The 18,354-nt window shown below is 56.7% G+C and carries 15 protein-coding genes; 7 read left to right on the top strand and 8 right to left on the bottom strand.

The genetic code is table 11. The features are described from left to right. Positions 1 to 259 precede the first annotated feature (259 nt). Entirely contained in the window at positions 260 to 1,183 is a 924-nt protein-coding gene (locus VNX88_13305; GenBank protein HWY69640.1) for a trypsin-like peptidase domain-containing protein, read from the top strand. Positions 1,184 to 1,202: 19 nt separating this feature from the next. Beyond that, complete coding sequence (locus VNX88_13300) at positions 1,203 to 1,856, top strand: response regulator transcription factor (GenBank protein ID HWY69639.1); 654 nt, start codon at positions 1,203 to 1,205, stop codon at positions 1,854 to 1,856. A gap of 218 nt (positions 1,857 to 2,074) precedes the next feature. Here the strand turns inward: VNX88_13300 and VNX88_13295 are convergent, their stop codons facing one another. The 6 genes from VNX88_13295 to VNX88_13270 all read right to left on the bottom strand — a co-directional run bounded on the left by VNX88_13295 (position 2,075) and on the right by VNX88_13270 (position 8,690). Continuing rightward, positions 2,075 to 3,379, bottom strand: coding sequence for a glutamate-5-semialdehyde dehydrogenase (locus tag VNX88_13295; GenBank protein ID HWY69638.1), 1,305 nt, complete (start codon positions 3,377 to 3,379; stop codon positions 2,075 to 2,077). Further along, positions 3,379 to 4,200, bottom strand: coding sequence for a hypothetical protein (locus VNX88_13290; protein HWY69637.1), 822 nt, complete (start codon positions 4,198 to 4,200; stop codon positions 3,379 to 3,381). The genes VNX88_13295 and VNX88_13290 overlap by 1 nt, the downstream gene beginning before the upstream one ends. 471 nt (positions 4,201 to 4,671) lie before the next feature. Next, entirely contained in the window at positions 4,672 to 5,016 is a 345-nt protein-coding gene (locus VNX88_13285; protein ID HWY69636.1) for an XRE family transcriptional regulator, read from the bottom strand. Next, complete coding sequence (locus VNX88_13280; GenBank protein ID HWY69635.1) at positions 5,000 to 5,386, bottom strand: type II toxin-antitoxin system RelE/ParE family toxin; 387 nt, start codon at positions 5,384 to 5,386, stop codon at positions 5,000 to 5,002. Before VNX88_13280 ends, VNX88_13285 begins: the two co-directional genes overlap by 17 nt. A gap of 85 nt (positions 5,387 to 5,471) precedes the next feature. After that, positions 5,472 to 6,659 (bottom strand): alanine transaminase, encoded by a 1,188-nt coding sequence (gene alaC, locus VNX88_13275; protein ID HWY69634.1) that lies wholly within the window; start codon positions 6,657 to 6,659, stop codon positions 5,472 to 5,474. 294 nt (positions 6,660 to 6,953) lie between these two features. Continuing rightward, positions 6,954 to 8,690, bottom strand: a complete 1,737-nt coding sequence (locus tag VNX88_13270) for a SulP family inorganic anion transporter (GenBank protein HWY69633.1) — start codon at positions 8,688 to 8,690, stop codon at positions 6,954 to 6,956. A gap of 538 nt (positions 8,691 to 9,228) precedes the next feature. On the opposite strand from VNX88_13270, the gene VNX88_13265 reads away from it, so the two are divergent. The 5 genes from VNX88_13265 (at position 9,229) to VNX88_13245 (ending at position 16,335) form a co-directional block, all read left to right on the top strand. After that, complete coding sequence (locus tag VNX88_13265) at positions 9,229 to 10,188, top strand: VWA domain-containing protein (protein HWY69632.1); 960 nt, start codon at positions 9,229 to 9,231, stop codon at positions 10,186 to 10,188. A 495-nt stretch (positions 10,189 to 10,683) separates the two neighbouring features. After that, positions 10,684 to 11,592 (top strand): lytic transglycosylase domain-containing protein, encoded by a 909-nt coding sequence (locus tag VNX88_13260; GenBank protein ID HWY69631.1) that lies wholly within the window; start codon positions 10,684 to 10,686, stop codon positions 11,590 to 11,592. A gap of 82 nt (positions 11,593 to 11,674) precedes the next feature. Next, positions 11,675 to 13,942: an N-acetylmuramoyl-L-alanine amidase gene (locus VNX88_13255; protein HWY69630.1), complete on the top strand. Its 2,268-nt coding sequence runs from the start codon at positions 11,675 to 11,677 to the stop codon at positions 13,940 to 13,942. A 719-nt stretch (positions 13,943 to 14,661) separates the two neighbouring features. Further along, positions 14,662 to 15,090 carry a hypothetical protein gene (locus tag VNX88_13250; GenBank protein ID HWY69629.1) on the top strand — a complete coding sequence of 143 codons (429 nt, stop codon included), beginning with the start codon at positions 14,662 to 14,664 and terminating at the stop codon, positions 15,088 to 15,090. Between the two features lie 174 nt (positions 15,091 to 15,264). Then, positions 15,265 to 16,335: a DUF6599 family protein gene (locus tag VNX88_13245; GenBank protein HWY69628.1), complete on the top strand. Its 1,071-nt coding sequence runs from the start codon at positions 15,265 to 15,267 to the stop codon at positions 16,333 to 16,335. Between the two features lie 417 nt (positions 16,336 to 16,752). On the opposite strand, the gene VNX88_13240 is transcribed toward VNX88_13245, so the two are convergent. Next, positions 16,753 to 17,463: a haloacid dehalogenase type II gene (locus VNX88_13240; GenBank protein HWY69627.1), complete on the bottom strand. Its 711-nt coding sequence runs from the start codon at positions 17,461 to 17,463 to the stop codon at positions 16,753 to 16,755. A gap of 24 nt (positions 17,464 to 17,487) precedes the next feature. Continuing rightward, complete coding sequence (locus VNX88_13235; protein ID HWY69626.1) at positions 17,488 to 18,261, bottom strand: glycosyltransferase family 2 protein; 774 nt, start codon at positions 18,259 to 18,261, stop codon at positions 17,488 to 17,490. Positions 18,262 to 18,354: the final 93 nt, after the last annotated feature.

The raw sequence follows: 18,354 nt of genomic DNA, 5'->3' as shown, positions 1-18,354 counted from the left end.
GGCCCGATGTTGGCCGAAGGATCTCCCGCGATGTGTCGAACTTGATTGCTGCGTCGTGGCTCTTACACGAGGATTCTCGCCGAAGTGCCGCGACAGTGCGACGACACACGAAGCATCGCGGGAGATCCTTCGGCCAACATCGGGCCTCAGGATGACAGGGTTGTTGTTCGCAAGGTGTTCCATCCCAAACCTGCCCATTTGGGCGATGTGTGCTCCTCGCATCCGCGCGATATTGGTGCTGGAAGTAGTCGAGGATCACATGGCATCTGCAATTCATAACGAATGGGACACGCTCTCGAATCAGTTCGCGGAGGTAGCAGAACAGACCGGTAAGTTCATAGTCGCGGTACACGGCGGACGTCGGGTTGCGGGCAGCGGGATCGTTTGGCGGCCGGGAATTGTCGTCACTGCGAGCCACATGTTGCGCCGTACTGACGACGTTGAGGTCACTTTTGGCGGTCAATCGCGACACAAGGCGACGTTTTTGGGGCGCGATCCGGGCACTGACGTTGCAGTTTTGAGGCTTGAAAAAGCCGATTCTGGGGCTCCTGAGCTGCTTTCCGAGGCCAGCAAACTACGTGTGGGGCAGCTTGTTTTAGCTGTTGGACGCTCGACTTTGGGCGACTTAGCTGCCGCTGCGGGCATCATTGCGCGCCTTGGAGCGCCGTGGCAGACGTGGCGTGGCGGCAAGATGGACACGCTGTTGCGGCCCGATGTGACCCTCTATCCCGGACAATCGGGCAGCGCGCTTGTCGATTCTCGCGGCCGTGTGCTCGGTCTGAACACTTCTGCGCTCGCGCGAGCGGCGACGATTACAGTTCCTGCTGCGACCGTCGAGCGCGTGGTGAATGAGATTGTGGAACATGGTGGCGTCTTCCGTCCGTATCTTGGGCTAGCGATGCAAGCCGTTGCCGTGCCTTCCGATCTTTCGAGCAAGCTAAAGATGGAACAGGAATCGGCGTTGATGGTCATGCAGGTTGAGCCAGCAAGTCCGAGTTCGGAGGCAGGAATCACGCTTGGTGACCTCATCGTCAGCATTAATTCGCAATCAGTGAGCGGGATTGAGGACGTTCAGCGCGTGCTTGGCAAAGCCAAACGCGGCGATTCTGTCGATCTCGGATACGTGCGTGGAGGCCAGTTGGCATCGCTAAAAGTGAAATTAGCGGACCGGCCGCGGCGTTAAAGCATCAATAAAGAAACCTATGCGGACGGCTTTTGTAGCAGATGTGCCGCGCAAAGCAGCGTTGGCGGAGGAGGATGCGCCACTCATGGTGGCGATTAGCGCCAGTTCTGCGTCACTGCGTGCACGAATTGAGGCGCTTGCGCGTCGCGCTGGAGCACGGGTAAGCGCCGAGAGAGAGTCCTACGATGTCCTCCTGATCACGCTAGACCCTTCAACTCCGCTGCCGTCATCGCCAGCGCCAAGCTTGCTGACCCCAGCCGCGGGGAACGTGTGCGTGATCTGGATCGGCAAGGCTCCCCCACGCGGCACCGTCTCTCACTTGTTGCGCTCCGGGGTGGCGGGAGTGGTATCGCTTGACATAGCCCCCGCTCGTCTTCAATCTGCCTTGCGAGCTGTTCGTGCTGGGTTGCAGGTGATCGACCCGGCCTTTACACGCGAGGAATCTGGATCGTCGTTTGTCGGAACGTCCTCTCCCGAAGAACTCACAGAACGCGAGCAGGAAGTGCTGACAATGCTGGCCGAAGGACTGTCGAATAAGGAGATCTCATCGCGGCTGCACATTTCAACGCACACGGTGAAGTTTCACATTAGCTCTATTCTGGGAAAGCTCGGAGCCTCGTCGCGTACCGAGGCGGTGAGTATTGGGATTCGTAGTGGGCGGGTGACGATTTAGGCCCAAGGTGTATTGAGAGTCTGTCATCCTGAGGCCTGGTTTTGGTCCTGAGCTTGTCGAAGGAATCTCCCGGCAATGCTTCGCATTTCGTCGCACTGTTGCGGCTCTTTGGCGAAATCCTCGTGTAAGAGCCGCGATGCAGCAATTAAGTCCAACATATTCCGGGAGATCCTTCGGCCAAGACCGGGCCTCAGGATGACAGTGCTTTGAATTCTTCGCTACGCCATCTCACTTCTTCCATCTGAATGCTTGAACCGACGCGCATTGGCACCAACGTACTGACCAACACACTGGCCATTCCCCGCCAACACGTACTTGTACGTCACCAGTCCCTCCAGTCCCACGGGTCCACGCGCGTGTAGCTTCCCGGTCGCGATTCCCACTTCGGCGCCGAAACCATAGCGATATCCATCTGCAAATCTGGTGGAAACGTTGTGAAACACTCCCGCTGAATCTACACTGCGCAGAAATCGGCTTGCGAGTCTGTCGTCTTCGGTCACAATGCAGTCGGTGTGGTGTGAGCCAAAGGTTTCTATATGTCCGATCGCTGCCTCCATGCCGGGCACAACGCGAATCGCGAGCGTCAGATCTGCGTATTCCGTGTGCCATTCGGTTTCCTCAACTAATTCGACTGCTTGCCCGCACACCGCGCGTGTGACCGCGCAACCCCGCACTTTCACTCCAGCCGTTCGCAGCTTTTCGAACAACACCGGCAGGAATTCACTTGCGATCACCCGGTCCACGAGAACTGTTTCCACTGCGTTACAGGTGGCTGGAGCCTGAGTCTTGGCGTCGAGAATCAGGGAAATCGCCATCTCCCGACTCGCGGAGGTCTCTACGTAGATGTGGCAGACACCGTCCGCATGGCCAATCACTGGAATCCGGGTGTTGGCGGCGACAAATCGAACCAGATCGGAACTGCCGCGAGGCACAACCAGGTCCACGTAATCCTGCAGAGCGAGAAGTTCATGGGTTGCCTCTCGTCCTTCGACATTCGTGAATGCGTGCGGCGGAATGCGTGTTGACTCGAGTGCCTTCGCGAATGCAGCGAGAATTGCGCGCGTTGTGCGGCTGATCTCGGTGCCGGCCTTGATCATGAGCGCGTTGCCTGACTTCAAAGCCAGCGCGCAGAGCTGTGTAACGGCATCGGGCCGAGCCTCGACAATAGCTGCGATCACTCCGAAGGGAGTCGTGATCTTTTCGAGTTCGAGGCCTTCGTCTAGCTCAGAGCGAAGCAGAACCTTTCCGACCGGATCTTCCAGCGCGGCGACTGCTCTGAGGCCAACCGCCATTTGTTGCACCTTTTCGGTGGTTAAAGTCATGCGAGTTAAGGAGGAAGAGGACAGAGACTGCGCTCGAGCTTCTTCCACGTCTTCGCGGTTCACCGTGAGGAGCGCGTCGGAAGATTGCTCAAGCGAGCTAGCCATCCGGTACAGAGCGTCGTTCCTGGTGGCTGAATCAAGCACCGCCAGCAGCCGGGAAGCTGCTTTCGCTGCGATTGCATCTTGCACGATGGCAGACATCACTGGGCCTCCGCGGGAGCGATCAGAGTCCCAATTTGGTGTCCTCTGACGATCTGCTCCAGAACTTCGGGAGTGCGCCCGTTGGCAATCACTGCGAACAGCCGCGTGCTTTCGATGGCGTGCGCGACGGCGTGAAGCTTCGCGCGTATGCCTCCGCGGCCAAGCTCGCCCACTTGCTCATTCAGTCCAATTTCCCGCGCGCTTCCCTTGATCTCGGGAATGATTGCGGCGCGCGCTCCGGCTGGATGTTCTGTGTAAACGCCATCAACGTCGGTCAAAAGCACAAGCAAGTCGGCGCGGGTCGCCGAGGCAATCAGCGAGGCAAGCATGTCATTCTCGGAGAACACCCGGTCCCCGATCTTCGCGTTCGGCGTGTGCGTCGCGAAATGGTTCTCGTTGATGATGGGAACGACTTCTAACCGCGTGAGGTAGTTCAGCGTGTCGCAGAGTCGCCGGTGGCGTTCGGGTTCTGTGAAGTCCTGATCGGTCACCAGCACCTGCGCAGCGGCGATTCCCAGATTCCCAAACTCAACGTGATAGAGCGCGGTAAGCGCGCTCTGGCCGGCGGCGGCGCATACCGGCACCATCTCGGAAGAGACGCTGAGCCGCCTGGAGCCAATTCCAATTGCGCCAGATGTGACGAGGAGAACACGACGTCCACTCATTCGCAGCGTGCTGACGGATTTCACTAGCTCCTTCAGCACGTCTTTAGCGACACTGCCATCGGACTGCACCAGGACTTTGGTTCCGACTTTGACCACGATGGTTCTGGCGCGGCGTAGTTGGTGACGGAGGTTGTTTAGTTCTGTTTTGGTATTCATGATTCTTCTGCCTATAAGTGGCCTACTCTGACGCTGTCATCCTGAGGCCCGATGTTGGCCCGAAGGACCTCCTGGAATATGTCGGACTCAATTGCTGTGTCGTGGCTTTTACACGAGCACCCTTGCCAAAAAGCCGATCGGCGGCGACTAAGTTCGACACATCGCGGGAGGTCCTTCGTCCGCCGCGGCGGACTCAGGATGACAGTTTTGGAAGGTTTGGTTTTCTCGGACATCGATGTGTTGCAACCAAAAGCAAAAAGCCCACGGTCTTGCGACCGTGGGCCTTGGAGATAAGTGCGTTTAATTAACTATTCGTGAAAGCGCTCACTCCAATCCCGCGGACGCAGGTACACCGGCGGGGTGCACGGGAGCGGGGCCGGGATGAGCGTATGCAGCTTCACTGAGTTCACATTCTCGCGGGTGGGGGGTAAATTGTCAATCGCGTGCCGGATTGATCCGCGTATGCAGGCCTTAACCAGCCGCCCTGCGCACGCGTCGCGCTGGTTTGCTGACACTTCGAAACTTCTTGATGACGACTCTGCCATCGGGGAAAACGGCCTCTATCTTCAGCTCGCCACCCATGCCCTTCACAATGTGTCGCAGAGTGCTGACGTACATGTCAGTCCGGCGTTCAAGCTTCGATATGGCTGACTGATTCACGTTGAGAATCTCGGCCAGGGCGTTCTGTGTCAACTGGCGAGCTTCCCTCAACTCGTCCAGAGCCATCTCAGCACGATACCGATCGGCTCGCTGCTCCGACCGAGCCCGCGACGCCGGAGACATCTTGAATCGTAACGTACTAAACTTTTTTGCCACGACGAATCCTCTTGGTTTGTCTTTCTTTCTCTATTTGCCTCAAATGCCGATCGAATAGATCGTCGGCAATGGGAACAAATTGTTCATACCAGTTTGGGTTTCCCGTCTTGTCGCCTCCAATAAGCAAAATTGCGGTTCTACGCGGATCGAAGGCGTACAGGACTCGAAGCTGAGCTTCATTCACGCTCCCGCGAAGTTCCTTCATGTTCGAGTGTCTGGAAGTGCTGATTAGGTCCGAATGCGGGCGTGGAAGAATCGGACCCCGCTCTTCCAAGAGTAAGACTTTGGCGTTGATTTCCTCCTGCTGATCTTCACTGAGGCTGCCCCACCAAAGCTCGAATGCATTGGTGAATTCCACCTCCCATGCCATAGAGGGAATATATCATCTATGGAATATTCCGTCAATGGAAACGACGCGACTGAAATGCAATCTGGTCATCGCAAACACGTCGGGTTCAACCACCGACCCCACCCTTCTTGAACATCTTCTTCACCCCACGCAGCGCCTGGCGCGTCCGTTCTTCGTTCTCGATGAGAGCAAAACGCACCGAGTCGTCACCCAATTCGCCGAAGCCGATGCCTGGACTCACTGCTATCTGCGCTTCGGTCAGCAGTTTTTTTGAGAACTCGATCGATCCTAACTTGCGATAGCTTTCAGGAATTGGAGCCCACACAAACATTGTGGCTTTCGGTCGCTCAACCTGCCATTTCAACTTCGCCAGGCCATCGACGAGACAGTCGCGTCGCTTGAGATAGGTCTCGCAGATATCCTTCACGCACTCCTGTGGACCATCGAGTGCGGCGATGGCCGCGACCTGAATCGGCGTAAACGTCCCGTAGTCGAAGTAGCTTTTCAGGCGGGCGAGTGCTGCGACGAGCTTTGCATTGCCGACCATGAATCCCACGCGCCAGCCGGGCATGTTGTAGCTCTTGGACAGAGTAAAGAATTCCACGGCGATTTCGCGGGCGCCGGGCACTTGCAGAATCGACGGCGCGCAGTAACCGTCGAAGACGATATCGGCGTAGGCGAGGTCGTGGACCACGAAGACGCCGTACTCTTTACAGAGCGCGACGATGCGCTCGAAAAACGCCAAATCGACGCAATGGGTTGTGGGATTGGAAGGAAAGTTCAGGATCAGGAGCTTGGGGCGCGGAGACATCAGCCGTATGGCCTGCTCAAGTTCGGCAATGAAGTCCACGCCGGTCCGCATTGGGATGGATCGAATGCCGGCTCCGGCAATAACCGGTCCATAGATATGAATCGGATAGCTGGGATTCGGCACCAGCACAGCATCACCGCGGTCGAGCACGGCGAGGCACAGATGCGCGATTCCCTCTTTGGAACCGATGGTGACGATCGCTTCGGTTTCGGGATCGAGTTCTACTTGATAGCGCCGGCGATACCACTCGCAGATCGCGCGCCGCAGGCGTGGAATTCCCTTTGAAACCGAATAGCGTTGCGTGCCTGGACGTTTCGCCGCCTCCACCAGCTTGGCGACGATGTGCGGCGGCGTGGGGCCATCGGGATTACCCATGCTGAAGTCGATCACATCTTCGCCATGCTTGCGCGCGGCCGCCTTCAGCTCGCCGATTACGTTAAAGACGTAGGGCGGGAGCCGGCTGATTCTCGTGAATTCGGTCATGCGGTGCCATTACTGTATCTCAGCCCTGTTGACGGATCAGTGTAAGGAATCGAGGAACTCAATTCGTGGACTCCGTCGATTTGCGAATCAATTTTCTATTGTCATCCTGAGCCCGGCGAAGGACCTCCCGCGAGCTATGGGATGCACCTGCCGCATCGTGGCTTTTCGGCCCAGAAGTACTCGCCAAAAAGCCATGACAGCGCGTAACCGCATGATGCATGGCGGGAGATCCTTCGCCCGAAAGAGGGGCTCAGGATGACAGTGTTCGGTGTGATCGCTCGATGAGGCAGCTTGTTAGCCCTGCGGCGACGCAGAATGCGCTACCAGATCGGAGCGACGCCGATGCAAACCCAATGTTCGCGTGGCTTCGGGGAGCTCCTGGAATATTTGCGCGGCTCGCGCGAGTGCAGCCTGCACATTTGGACATACATTTCCTGTGCCGATATGTTCTTCAAAGTCGGCACGGTGCATGAGCTTGGCGGGCTGCGAGGGCGCACCACAGAAAATCAGTCCGCGCCCGGTTTCGTGCACAGCGTCGGCAAATTCCTGAAGGGCTTGCAGACCTGTCGCATCCAGCGCAGTCATGTTGCGCAGCCTGACCACGATGATCGCGGGCATCTCCGGAATCTTCCCCAAAATGTCGTTGATCTTGTCGGATGAGCCAAACAGGAACGGGCCGTGAATACGCAGTATGGTTACATAAGGCGGAATCTGCTTGTCTTGCAGGATGTGAAGACGGCCGTCTTCTAGATACTCGTTGGTAACTTCTGACACGGTAGTCGTCGCGGTGACGTTCCGGATGTAAATCAACACTGCCAGGATCATTCCCATTTCGACCGCGACGGTGAGATCGGCGAAGACCGTGAGCAGCAGCGTGATCAACCACACGGCGATTTCCAGCTTGCTCAGGCGCAGTAGTTCGGGAATCTGTTTCCACTCGCCCATGTTCCAGGAGACCACCATCAAGATGGCCGCGAGCACGGCCAGTGGAATAAACTTCGCCAGGGGCGCGGCGAAGAGCAGGATGGCCAGCAGGGTTAGGGCATGGATCATTCCCGAAACAGGAGTCTTTGCTCCGGAACGAATGTTGGTTGCGGTTCGCGCGATGGCGCCGGTCGCGGGGAGGCCGCCTACCAGCGGAGAAGCGACGTTGGCGATGCCTTGAGCAACCAACTCGACGTTCGGATTATGCCGATCCCCGCTCATCCGATCCGACACGACCGCGGACATCAGCGACTCGATCGCTCCCAGCATCGCCACTGTGATGGCCGGCGAGATCAGCGGGCGAATCAGGCTGAAGTGCAGAGGCGGAATCGCCAGGTTGGGCAGGCCGGACGGAATTCCACCGAATCGCGTTCCGATGGTTTCGATCGGCAGTTTGAGCAATACCGAGATCGCAGTGCCGCCCAGCAGCGCAACTATGTATCCGGGAACGCGCTTCACGTAGCGGGCAGTCAGCAGGATGACGGCGAGCGAAATTACCGACAGCGAGGTCGCGATCGGGGAGAGTGTGTGAAAGTTCCTGACGATCGCCACCATGCGTCCCCAGAAATCTCCGGGGACATGATCGATCTGGAGGCCGAAGAAGTCCTTGACCTGAGTGCTGGCGATGAGGATCGCGATCCCGTTCGTGAAGCCGACAACGACCGGACGCGGAATGAAGCGGACGGCTGTGCCGAGTCCCGTAACGCCCATGAAGATCAGAATGATTCCGGCCAGCAACGTGCAGATGTAGAGGCCCTCAATCCCATAACGGGCAATGATTCCAGCCACGACAACGACGAACGCTCCGGTGGGTCCACCGATCTGAGTGCTCGAGCCGCCGAGAGCAGAGATGAGGCCGCCCGCGAAGACTGCCGTGTACAAGCCCGCCTCCGGCGGCATCCCCGAGGCGATGGCAAACGCCATAGCCAGAGGCAGGGCCACCAGTCCTACGGTGATGCCCGCGAGCAGATCGGAAAGGAGCTTCTGGAGCGTGTAGCTCCGCAAGCAGAGAACCGATTTCGGCAGCCACTCTGAAAGATTCGCCATTGAGAAATGAATTGGGAATTCTATGCTAGGGGTGCGAGTGGCTACTTACAATAGGCAAGTTGCTTAGAGCGACATCCGACGACAGTCTTCGTGTCAACAGTGACATGCTGCAGACAGTGCCCACTCCCTACAGAGACTGTCATCCCTGCGCGTGCTTTTCGCGCGGGGATCTGTTGTTCTTAGGTTTGTCGTACCGCAAACAACAGCAGATCCCCCGCTCCGCAGTAGAGTTCTCGTCACGCAATCGCTCGCGCGGCGGAGCGGGGGATGACAGTATCTTGGGGCTGGGCAGTTTCTTTGTGAACGAGTTTCGCGGGTTTGGCATCTTCAAGCTCGGCTCAAGTGTCAAGAAACGCAATTCTTAAAGACCACTCGAAATAACCCTTTCCTCGACGCCTGCCCCTGGGACATAATCGCGGGCACATTTCTCAGGGACTCTGTCATGGCTTTATCTTTGTTCGCGGTATCTCTCCCCGCTGCACCTTCTTCACGATCGACCGAATGCAGGAAAAAGAACCTTTGGCGAAGCGGATACGTCGTGCTCTTCGCTTTCCTGGTTGCCACATCCGCTGCCGCGCAATCCAGTGACGATATCCACATCGTTCCACGCACCAAGGCGGAGCGTGCAGAACGCAGATCGACGCAGACGCCGGGCCGTCTGCGCGTGGATGTTGAGATGGTTCTCGTGCCCGTGACTGTGACTGACGTGAAGAACCATCCAGTCGTCGATCTCGCCCGGCACAACTTCAAGCTCTATGAGGGGGGGAGCGAGGAGAAAATCCAGTATTTCAATACCGAAGATGCGCCTCTTTCGGTTGGGATTCTGGTGGATCTCAGCAGCAGCATGGCGAACAAGATCGACGAGGTGCGCGAGGCCGCGTCGGAGTTCTTCGACAATGCGAATCCCCAGGATGATTACTTCGTCATCACCTTCGCGGATAAGCCGAAGCTGCTCGCGGACACCACGCAGTCATTCGAGGACATCCACGCTGCGCTGGCGGCGGCAAAGCCCAAAGGCAATACCGCGCTCGCCGACGCGATCTACATGGGACTCGCCAAGCTTCGGCATGCCAGGTACACACGCAAGGCGCTTCTGGTCATCTCCGACGGTGGCGACAACAATAGCCGTCACAGCTTGCGGCAGATCAAGAAGCTTGCGCGCGAGTCGGACACCGAGATCTACGCCATCGACGTTTGCGATGCGCCGACTCTCCTGCTCACGAAAAAGCTGGAAGAACGATTCGGGCGGCAGTGGTTAACTGAGGTCACCGAATCGACTGGCGGCCGGGCGATCGTGCTTGATAATCCTGCGGGCATTCCCGACGCTGCCGCCCGCGCCAGCCGCGAACTGCGCAATCAGTACATTCTGGGGTATCGCCCGAGTCGTGCTGTGGAAGACAGCAAGTGGCGCAAGATCAAAGTGAAGGTCACCCGCTCGGAGGATTTTCTGCCGTTGCAGGTTTACTACCGCACTGGGTATGTGCCGCGTCGCGATTAGTGAAACAGGTCAAAACCAAAAGCAACTGCTTCACGCAGATGAACGCAGATTTTAGGGATTCACGCAGATTTTTTTGGAGTGCGGGATTTAGGAGTATTAGCGTGATCTGCGTCCATCGGTTAATCAGCGTTCATCTGCGTGAGTAGTTGCTTTTTGGCGATCCCAAAGGAGCTGTCGAGCCCCAACTCCTGCTCCTAGACACTTTGGTAATGTCCTCAACAACCTACGGCCTCGTTCTTCGGGTTTTCTGCCGGTTTTGTATGTAAGTTTTCGCTATTCACCCTGCTGGTTCCTGTCCTTCTGGTAATTGTTTCAGGTGCTTAAGCCCCCTATAATCGACCTACTCTGGATGTATTTCTCCGTCAGGATTTGGGGTTAGGTGAAGACCGCCCGGCGGGTACGCTCACTTTGGGGCCGTCTGCTAAGTGCGGCGAAATGAGGTCCTTGTCGGACCGCGCGAGACTTTTTGGCAGCTCGTTCGGAGATGAGAACTAGATGCGTAGACACCTGATTTCGGTCCTGTATGCAGGCTTGTTCCTGAACGGCCTCCCTTCCGCCACGCACGCGCAAACCATCGTCGCTTCGCAAACAAGCGACGGGCGCCTGGTGTACGAAAACGCGCCGGAAAGGGCCGTGCAGACCGCCCCTCCGCTGAACTCCGAATACTATTACTGGAGCAACCGCGAGCATCGCTGGAAACCGGTGCCGCCGATGTATTCGCATTCGCGCAAGGCAGCGCAATCTGCGGCGCAAGATGTCCGCAGGTTGCTGCGCCAGGCTGCGTTGAAGAATCCTAATTTTGCTGCGAGCGGCAATGCTCTGCGTTTGGCGTCAGAGCAGGTGCAGAGTTCGTCGACCTCAGGGCAAACAGCCGCTGCCCCGCGCAACTATCCTGCTCTGGGACGTGTTCATTACACAGAGTCATCGTTGCCTCCGAACGGATCGGAGTGGATCGACAAGATCGTCGAGCAAGCCGCCACAGAGCATTCCGTCGATCCCAATTTGGTACGCGCCATCATCAAGGTTGAGTCGAACTTCAATCCGCATGCGGTCTCGCGGAAAGGCGCCATCGGATTGATGCAGCTCATGCCGCGCACCGCTAAGTCATTGAATGTGCGGAATCCCTACGATCCTGCACAAAATGTGGACGCCGGAGTGCGCCACTTTAAAGAGTTGCTCGATTCCTATAACGGTAATGTAGAGTTATCGTTAGCGGCATATAACGCCGGCGTTGGCGCGGTGCGGCGCAGCCGGGGAATTCCGAAATATTCAGAAACTCGGAATTATGTAAAGCGCATCACAGGTATATATGGGTCGAACACAGCACGACTCAATACACCCGGACATCCCCTGCAGGTAAAGAGGGATGCCGAAGGACACTTGTCGGTCAGCGATATGGAGTAGGGTTCGCAACTGCAGCCCTTCGAACTGCCCGGCAGCAAACGTTGAATCGCACCTGATGCTGGGTGCAACAGGGATGCAGAGAATGTCCGGCAGGTCAGTCAGCAGCGCGACTCGTCACTTCGCAATCTGGACTCTAGTGGCCGCAAGCCTCCTCATCTTCCTCCATGCAGGACGCGCGGAAGCGATGAGTGTTGCGCGCAAAAAACACATCGCGCTCGACTCCTATCACAAGGCCGTTCAGATGCGCGAAGCGCTCAACGGGCGTCCTGAAGGCGATCGCGACACCGAAGACTACAACCGCGTAATCGACGCTTTCCGCAAGGTCTATCACCTGGCTCCAACATCGACACGCGCGGATGCCAGCGTGCTCGCAGTCGCCGAACTTCTTGCCGAGCAAGCTCGCCTCGATGACGACAAAACGGGATTCAAGTCTGCTATTGGGCAGTATGAATTCCTGCGACGGGAATATCCCGGGAGCAAGTATCGCTTTGGGGCGCTACTCAGCATCGGCCAGATCTATCGTGAGGACTTGAACGAACTGGCTATCGCCAAGGAAACCTTTGAAGAGTTCCTTAAGCGATATCCCAATCATGAGCTCGCTCAGCAAGCCAAAGCCGCTCTTCGTGAGATGGACGAAGAAGCTAAGCGTCCCAGTGCTCCCAGCAAGAAGAGCAAGGATCAGGTCGCATCTAGCAAGCGACGGGAAGCAAATCGTGACGAGGCCGATGATGAGGAGCCGAGCTCTCCGCCGCTGAAAACCGTCGCCTCGAAGCGCCAGGGACTGCCGCGCGTCACGAGCCTGCGTTATTGGTCAACGCCCGACTACACCCGCATCGCGATCGATCTCGAAGATGAAGTGAAGTATGAAGCGGGAAGGGTTCCTTCTCCCGATCGCATCTTCTTCGACTTGCATGACAGCCGGCTGGCCTCGGAGCTGATCGGCAAGAGCTACAACATTGAAGACGGGCTCCTGAAGAAAGTCCGCGTTGCGCAGTACAAAGCCAACATGGCTCGCGTGGTGCTGGAAGTCGACAACCTGGCTGAGTACTCGGCGTTCCTTCTGCCGAATCCGTATCGGCTGATCATCGACGTTCACGGTAAGAAGGCTGCGCCGCAGGTGCAGACGGCGAGTTCACAGAGTCCGACTTCGGATCCTCGCTCCAACTCGTCTACCGGAGTACCGCAAGCTGCCGTCACAAAGAGAACTGACACCAAGACGGTTGCCGCCAGCCGGAAGAGTCCAGCGTCCGCAGATTCGGACGACGAAGAAGATGACCAATCAGCCCCGACCACGAGCGCTAAGGCGACTCCTAAGAAACCAGTTCTTCCGAAGCGCACCGAAGTACCCATGGAAAGCAGCGATCTCGGTTTGGCTGAGATCGCTTCGCTAAGCGACGATCCTAAGCAAGTAAAGGCGACAAGCAAGCCCACGAGTGACGCCGTTGTCGAGAGAGTCGCAAAACGCGAGAAGACTGAGGACGCAGAACCAGCCAAGAAGTCCTCTGAGTCGTCGCTGACCGCAGAGAAAGGTCAAAAGAAACGCAACGGCAAGCCAACAGTGGTCGCCAGCGCGACTCGTACGGCAAAGCCAACAGCGGATGGCGATTTGTCGCTTGTTCGGGCGCTGGGACTGAAGATCGGCAAGATCGTCGTCGACGCAGGCCATGGCGGACACGACACCGGGACTATCGGTCCAAACGGACTGCTGGAAAAAGATCTCGTACTCGACGTGGCGCTGCGCCTGGGCAAATTGCTGGAGCAGAAGCTCGGCGCGGATGTGGTGTACACACGACACGATGACACTTTCATTCCGCTGGAGACGCGGACGGCTATCGCGAATCAGAATCAGGCGGATCTGTTCATCTCGATCCACGCCAATTCCAGCTCCGATCCTTCAGCGCGTGGAGTAGAGACTTACTACCTGAATTTCACCTCATCGCCAGAGGCTTTGGAAGTTGCGGCTCGCGAGAATTCCGTCTCTGAGACCTCGGTGCATGACCTGCAAGACCTGGTGAAGAAGATCGCGTTGAAAGACAAGATCGATGAATCGCGCGAGTTCGCGGCCAATGTGCAGAAGGCGCTCCATGCCGGGGAAGCGGCGAAGAGTCCGGGGATAAGAGATCGTGGAGTAAAGAAGGCGCCGTTCATCGTGCTCATCGGAGCCAACATGCCCTCGGTTCTCGCGGAGATTTCGTTTGTGAGCAATCCAACGGACGAACGCAAGCTGCGTACACCTGAATACCGCCAGCGCGTCGCTGAATCGCTCTACCGCGGCGTGTCGCGCTACGCCCAGGGGCTCAGTGGAATTAAGGTGGCGAGCGCGAAACAGCCCGTTGCGGCCGGGCAGTAACCAACGCACATTGCGATTTCTTCTGACATTCCCTCAACGAATCCGAGTTGGGGCGAAGCTGAAACGCTCAAGCCTTGAAAATGTTCGGTATCGCTGCGTAGAAGCCTGAAAACAGGGTGCTGCAGCGTCAGAGATTGCGTGCCGCGTCTCGCGGCACGAATAGATTTGAGCCCGGCACCCAGTGCCGGGATAACAGCGCATAGATTTGAGCCCTGGAAGGGCGACACGTTCTAAGAAGAGTGCCGCCCTACCCGGGGCTCAATTACCAAAAACTTCTTCCCGGCAGTTCCTGCCAGCCTCAACTCGATGCGTGCCGCGAAACCCGGCACGCAATTCGAGGCTGATGGATGCAGACCACATCGGCCTATTTCAGCTTTGAGCAGACCCACAGACTATGATCCTAACCAATTCTTTTCTTCGGTACCCACTGGTGTGGAAAAGGCGGTGGCGGACCCGAGCTTAACGAGCTAGATGCTGCGTGTCACGCCCACGATACGTGCTACGATGCGGTTCGTGCGACAGCGGACATAAATAGTATCGGCACACCCGGGACGGGGAGTCTTGCTCAAGCTGCCGCGCTTCAAAAGTGCAACCAGACACTATACGATGCGGCCAAGGGCATCAAGGGGTATGGAGCAGCTGCAGTCACGTTGTGGCTCAAATATTTGGGTCTGATACCTGGCGGTCCACTCGCACCTGGAACAGGGGTTCACTGACAGATGACGGGACAGCAAAAAGCTCGACTAATTAAGGTTGGCATTGGCATCTGTGGCGTAGCTATAACGCTCTGTACAGTCCTGCAGGACATCGTGATCTTTGCAGAGCAGGTATTTGTCAAGCCCGTAGTGGTCCACCAGTGCATCGCTTTTTCCATGACTCTTGCTGCTCTGCTCTTTATCGTAAAGCCAGCTTGGACGCTGGTCTTGGGTTGGATTAGTGCGGTGGCCACCGCAGGCTCGTTATGGTGGGGACATTCTCCGCTGTACACGTTTGGGATGCTACAGTACGACTTGACTTACCAAATTGGGTTTCTGATTGCCGCTCACATTGGGTTTGTACTGCGTAAGCAACTCAAAAGGGAGTCAGACTTGAGTTCTCGGCAGCCAGAGTCCCACTCCACAGACCGAGGCTCAGCCATCCCGCTCTAGCTTGGCTGGCCTTACCGTGCCAACCTCGCAGCCATGCCCCCGGCAGATCGTGCAGTGATGTCGGTTTGCTGCCCAGCAGTAGGCCGAGGCCGGCTATGCCACAAGGCCAAATCGGAATCGTGCACCGCACAGGTGGTGTCTAATAGACTGTATCTGTCGATCCCAGCTTTGTACATGCGACTTTCCGTCAAACTACTTGCCTTAGTTATCGCGTTTGCCTCGGTTACCCACGCCGCGAACTCTCCGATCCTTCCTCAAGCCTTTGCCGGATGGCAGCAGGAAGCTGCGACGGCGAAGACGAGCTCCAATCCCGCTGATGCTGACGCCGGTTTGGCGGGTGTGCTCAAGGAATACGGCTTTAGTGATTTTCAATCGGCGAACTACGCGAAGGGCGATCGCAAGCTCAGTGTGCGCGCGGCGCGCTTCGACGACGCTACTGGCGCCTATGGCGGGTACTCGCTCTACAGCCAGCCCGGTATGCGAACAGAGGATATTGGACGCCATGGTGAGTGGGCCGGAGATCGTGTGCTGTTCATGCAGGGCAACATCGTCATCGAGGCGAAGTTTGATCGTGTGAATGCGATGTCGGCAGCGGAATTGCGTGAATTGGCTGCCGGTCTTCCGCAGCCGGCCGGCAATCTGGCGCAGCCTCCGAGCCTCGCACATTGGCTTCCGCAGCCTTCGTTCATCGAGCATTCGGTCAAGTTCGCGACGGGTCCAAGGTCATACGACCAGGTTGCGTCTCCGCTTCCCTCTTCTGCCATCGACTTCTCCAAGAGTCCAGAGGTCCTGACAGCTCTCTACAAGAGCGATGAAGGCGAAGCGAAACTCACGCTGATCTCCTATCCGACGCCGCAGATCGCGGGAACGCAACTGCGGAACATCGAACAGAATCACGCAAACCTTGAGGCGAGTGGCGCAGGAAGCTTTTCAATCAAGAGAACCGGACCGCTGCTGGTGATCGTGAGCGGTCAGGCTTCGCGATCCGAAGTAAGTTCCCTGCTCTCTTCAGTGAACTACGAGGCTGATGTCACCTACAACGAGCCGACCTTCCTCACGCGAAAAGACAACATTGGCAATCTCATCGTTGCGGCGTTTGGACTCATTGGATTGATCCTCGCCGTCGCACTTGTATTCGGGCTGGTCTTCGGAGGACTGCGCGTCATCCTTAAAAAACTCTATCCAGACCGCTTTTTCGACCGTCCAGAGGACGCTAACGTCATTACCCTGAATTTACGGGACTAATCATCGAAATCAAGCTAAGTCATTGAAACAGCTGCTATTAGCGACTGCAGTGGGAAAAGTGCGCCAGCAACTGCCACATTTTCGATGCAGGGAACAATTTTCGTAAATCATTGATTTATAAGGCATTTGTGTCAGAAAATTCGCTTGACACCCCCTGTGCACGACCATAAGATTTCGTCCAGAAAGTTCTGATGGCTTTGCCTCCGTTGGAACTATTCTCCCTTGAAAGAAAAGGCCGCCTATTTGCCGGGCGGTCTTTTCGTTTTTATGACCACAAAACCGATTCACCACGGAGACACGGAGGCACAGAGGAAAGCTGTTGCCGGATCTGGGCTTCCCGAAATCTGGTCGAGCAGGCTCCAGAAGTTCTCCCTACATTCTTCTCCGTGCCTCCGTGTCTCCGTGGTGAATCCGTCTCTAGCATCCTGCGAGATCGGCCAGCGTTTTCAAATCAGGAACTTCCAGATCCGGCTTTGCTGATGACTCCACGGTAGCTCCAGTGCCGGACTTTCCTTGTCTTCGATTTACCCACACAGAATGAATGCCGAGAGTACGCGTGGGTTCGATGTCGTGATGCAGGCTTTGCGCTACGTGTAGAACACGATCTTTGCCGACTGTCATCTTCTCCAGTGCCCGCTGAAAGTTATTGAATGAAGGCTTGTAGCTTCGAACTTCGAGGGCGGTGGTCACAAAATCGAAAGGCACTTCAAGAAGTTTGGCGGTATGAGCGAATAGATCGTCATCAGTGTTCGAGATGATCGCCAGTTTGTAGCGCCGATGCAGCCTGCGAAGTGCTGCAACAGTATCCGGAAATGGCTGCCAGGTTTTCAGCGACTCCGGAAGCGAATGTTGCTCATCTGAACTGACGCTAAAGCCCCACTTCGCCGCAAGATCCCGCACAACCTGCTCGAGAACACGCCGATACGGCATGAACTCTCCTGACTCTGCCTTGCTTTCTGCTGAAGCGTAAGCTTCGAGCAGCTCGGTGTCACTGGCCCGTACCTTGTGTCGCTCAATGATTGGGCGAAGTGCGCGGAGAATTCCAGTTTCCCAATCGATCAAGGTGCCGTAGCAGTCAAAGGTTAGGACCTCAAATTCTGAAAAATCGAGCGCTTTCGTCTCTTGCATCTGGTTTCGCCTATTGCCTATCGCTTATTGCTTGTTGCCGGCTCGCGCTGCCTCCCACGCCTTTGCGTACTTCCAGCTCACATATCCGTGGTGATAGAGGTGCAGCAGAAATCCTTCTCTTCCATCGAGAAACCCAGCGCGGAAAAGGTAATTCCAGATGAAATTCACCACGGGCCGAACTCGGACGTTCCAAAAGAACGATGGCAAGGACTGGCTCACCTGTCCCTTTTGTACCAGCACTTCTGCACCTAACGAGGAATATCGATTCATGGTTTCGATATAGGCCGTCAGAGTTGGATACGCGTTGTGAATGAGATCGCCTTGGAGCACGGAGGTGGGGCCCTCGACGCGCATGGTCTCGTGCACGGCTCGTTCTACGAACTCTCCTTTGCCGCGTTGAACGAGGCGGAGCTTGCGGTCGGGATAGAAACCGCCATGGCGAATCCACCGGCCGAGGAACAGGTTGCGTCGAGAAATGAAGTATCCCGAAACGTTGGGCGTCGCATTTCCCACCACTCGTTTTATGCTCTCGGCGAGTTCTGCAGAGACTTCCTCGTCTGCGTCGATCGAGAGGGTCCAGTCACCGGAGGCCTTGGCGATCGCTGAGTTTTTCTGCTGCGCATAACCCTTCCATGCCTCTGCGAAAACCTTGGCGCCCTGCTCGCGAGCAACTTCGAGCGTGCGGTCTGTTGATCCTGAATCGACGACGATGCGTTCGTCAGCCCAGGCGACACTCGCCAGCGTGCGTCCGATGTTGCTCTCTTCGTTTCGGGTGATGATCACCACGGAGAGACTCATGCCGGGTCAGGATAACTTTCGTGACTCGTGAGCACAAAGAAAAACCGCTGGCTCCAAAACACTGTCATCCCTCACTCCGCAGCCATGATGTTG

The sequence above is a fragment of the Terriglobales bacterium genome, assembly GCA_035567895.1.
Lineage (GTDB): Bacteria > Acidobacteriota > Terriglobia > Terriglobales > Acidobacteriaceae > Gp1-AA112.
The sequence above is the reverse complement of the archived record's forward strand: the minus strand, read 5'-3'. Positions and strand labels throughout refer to the sequence as shown.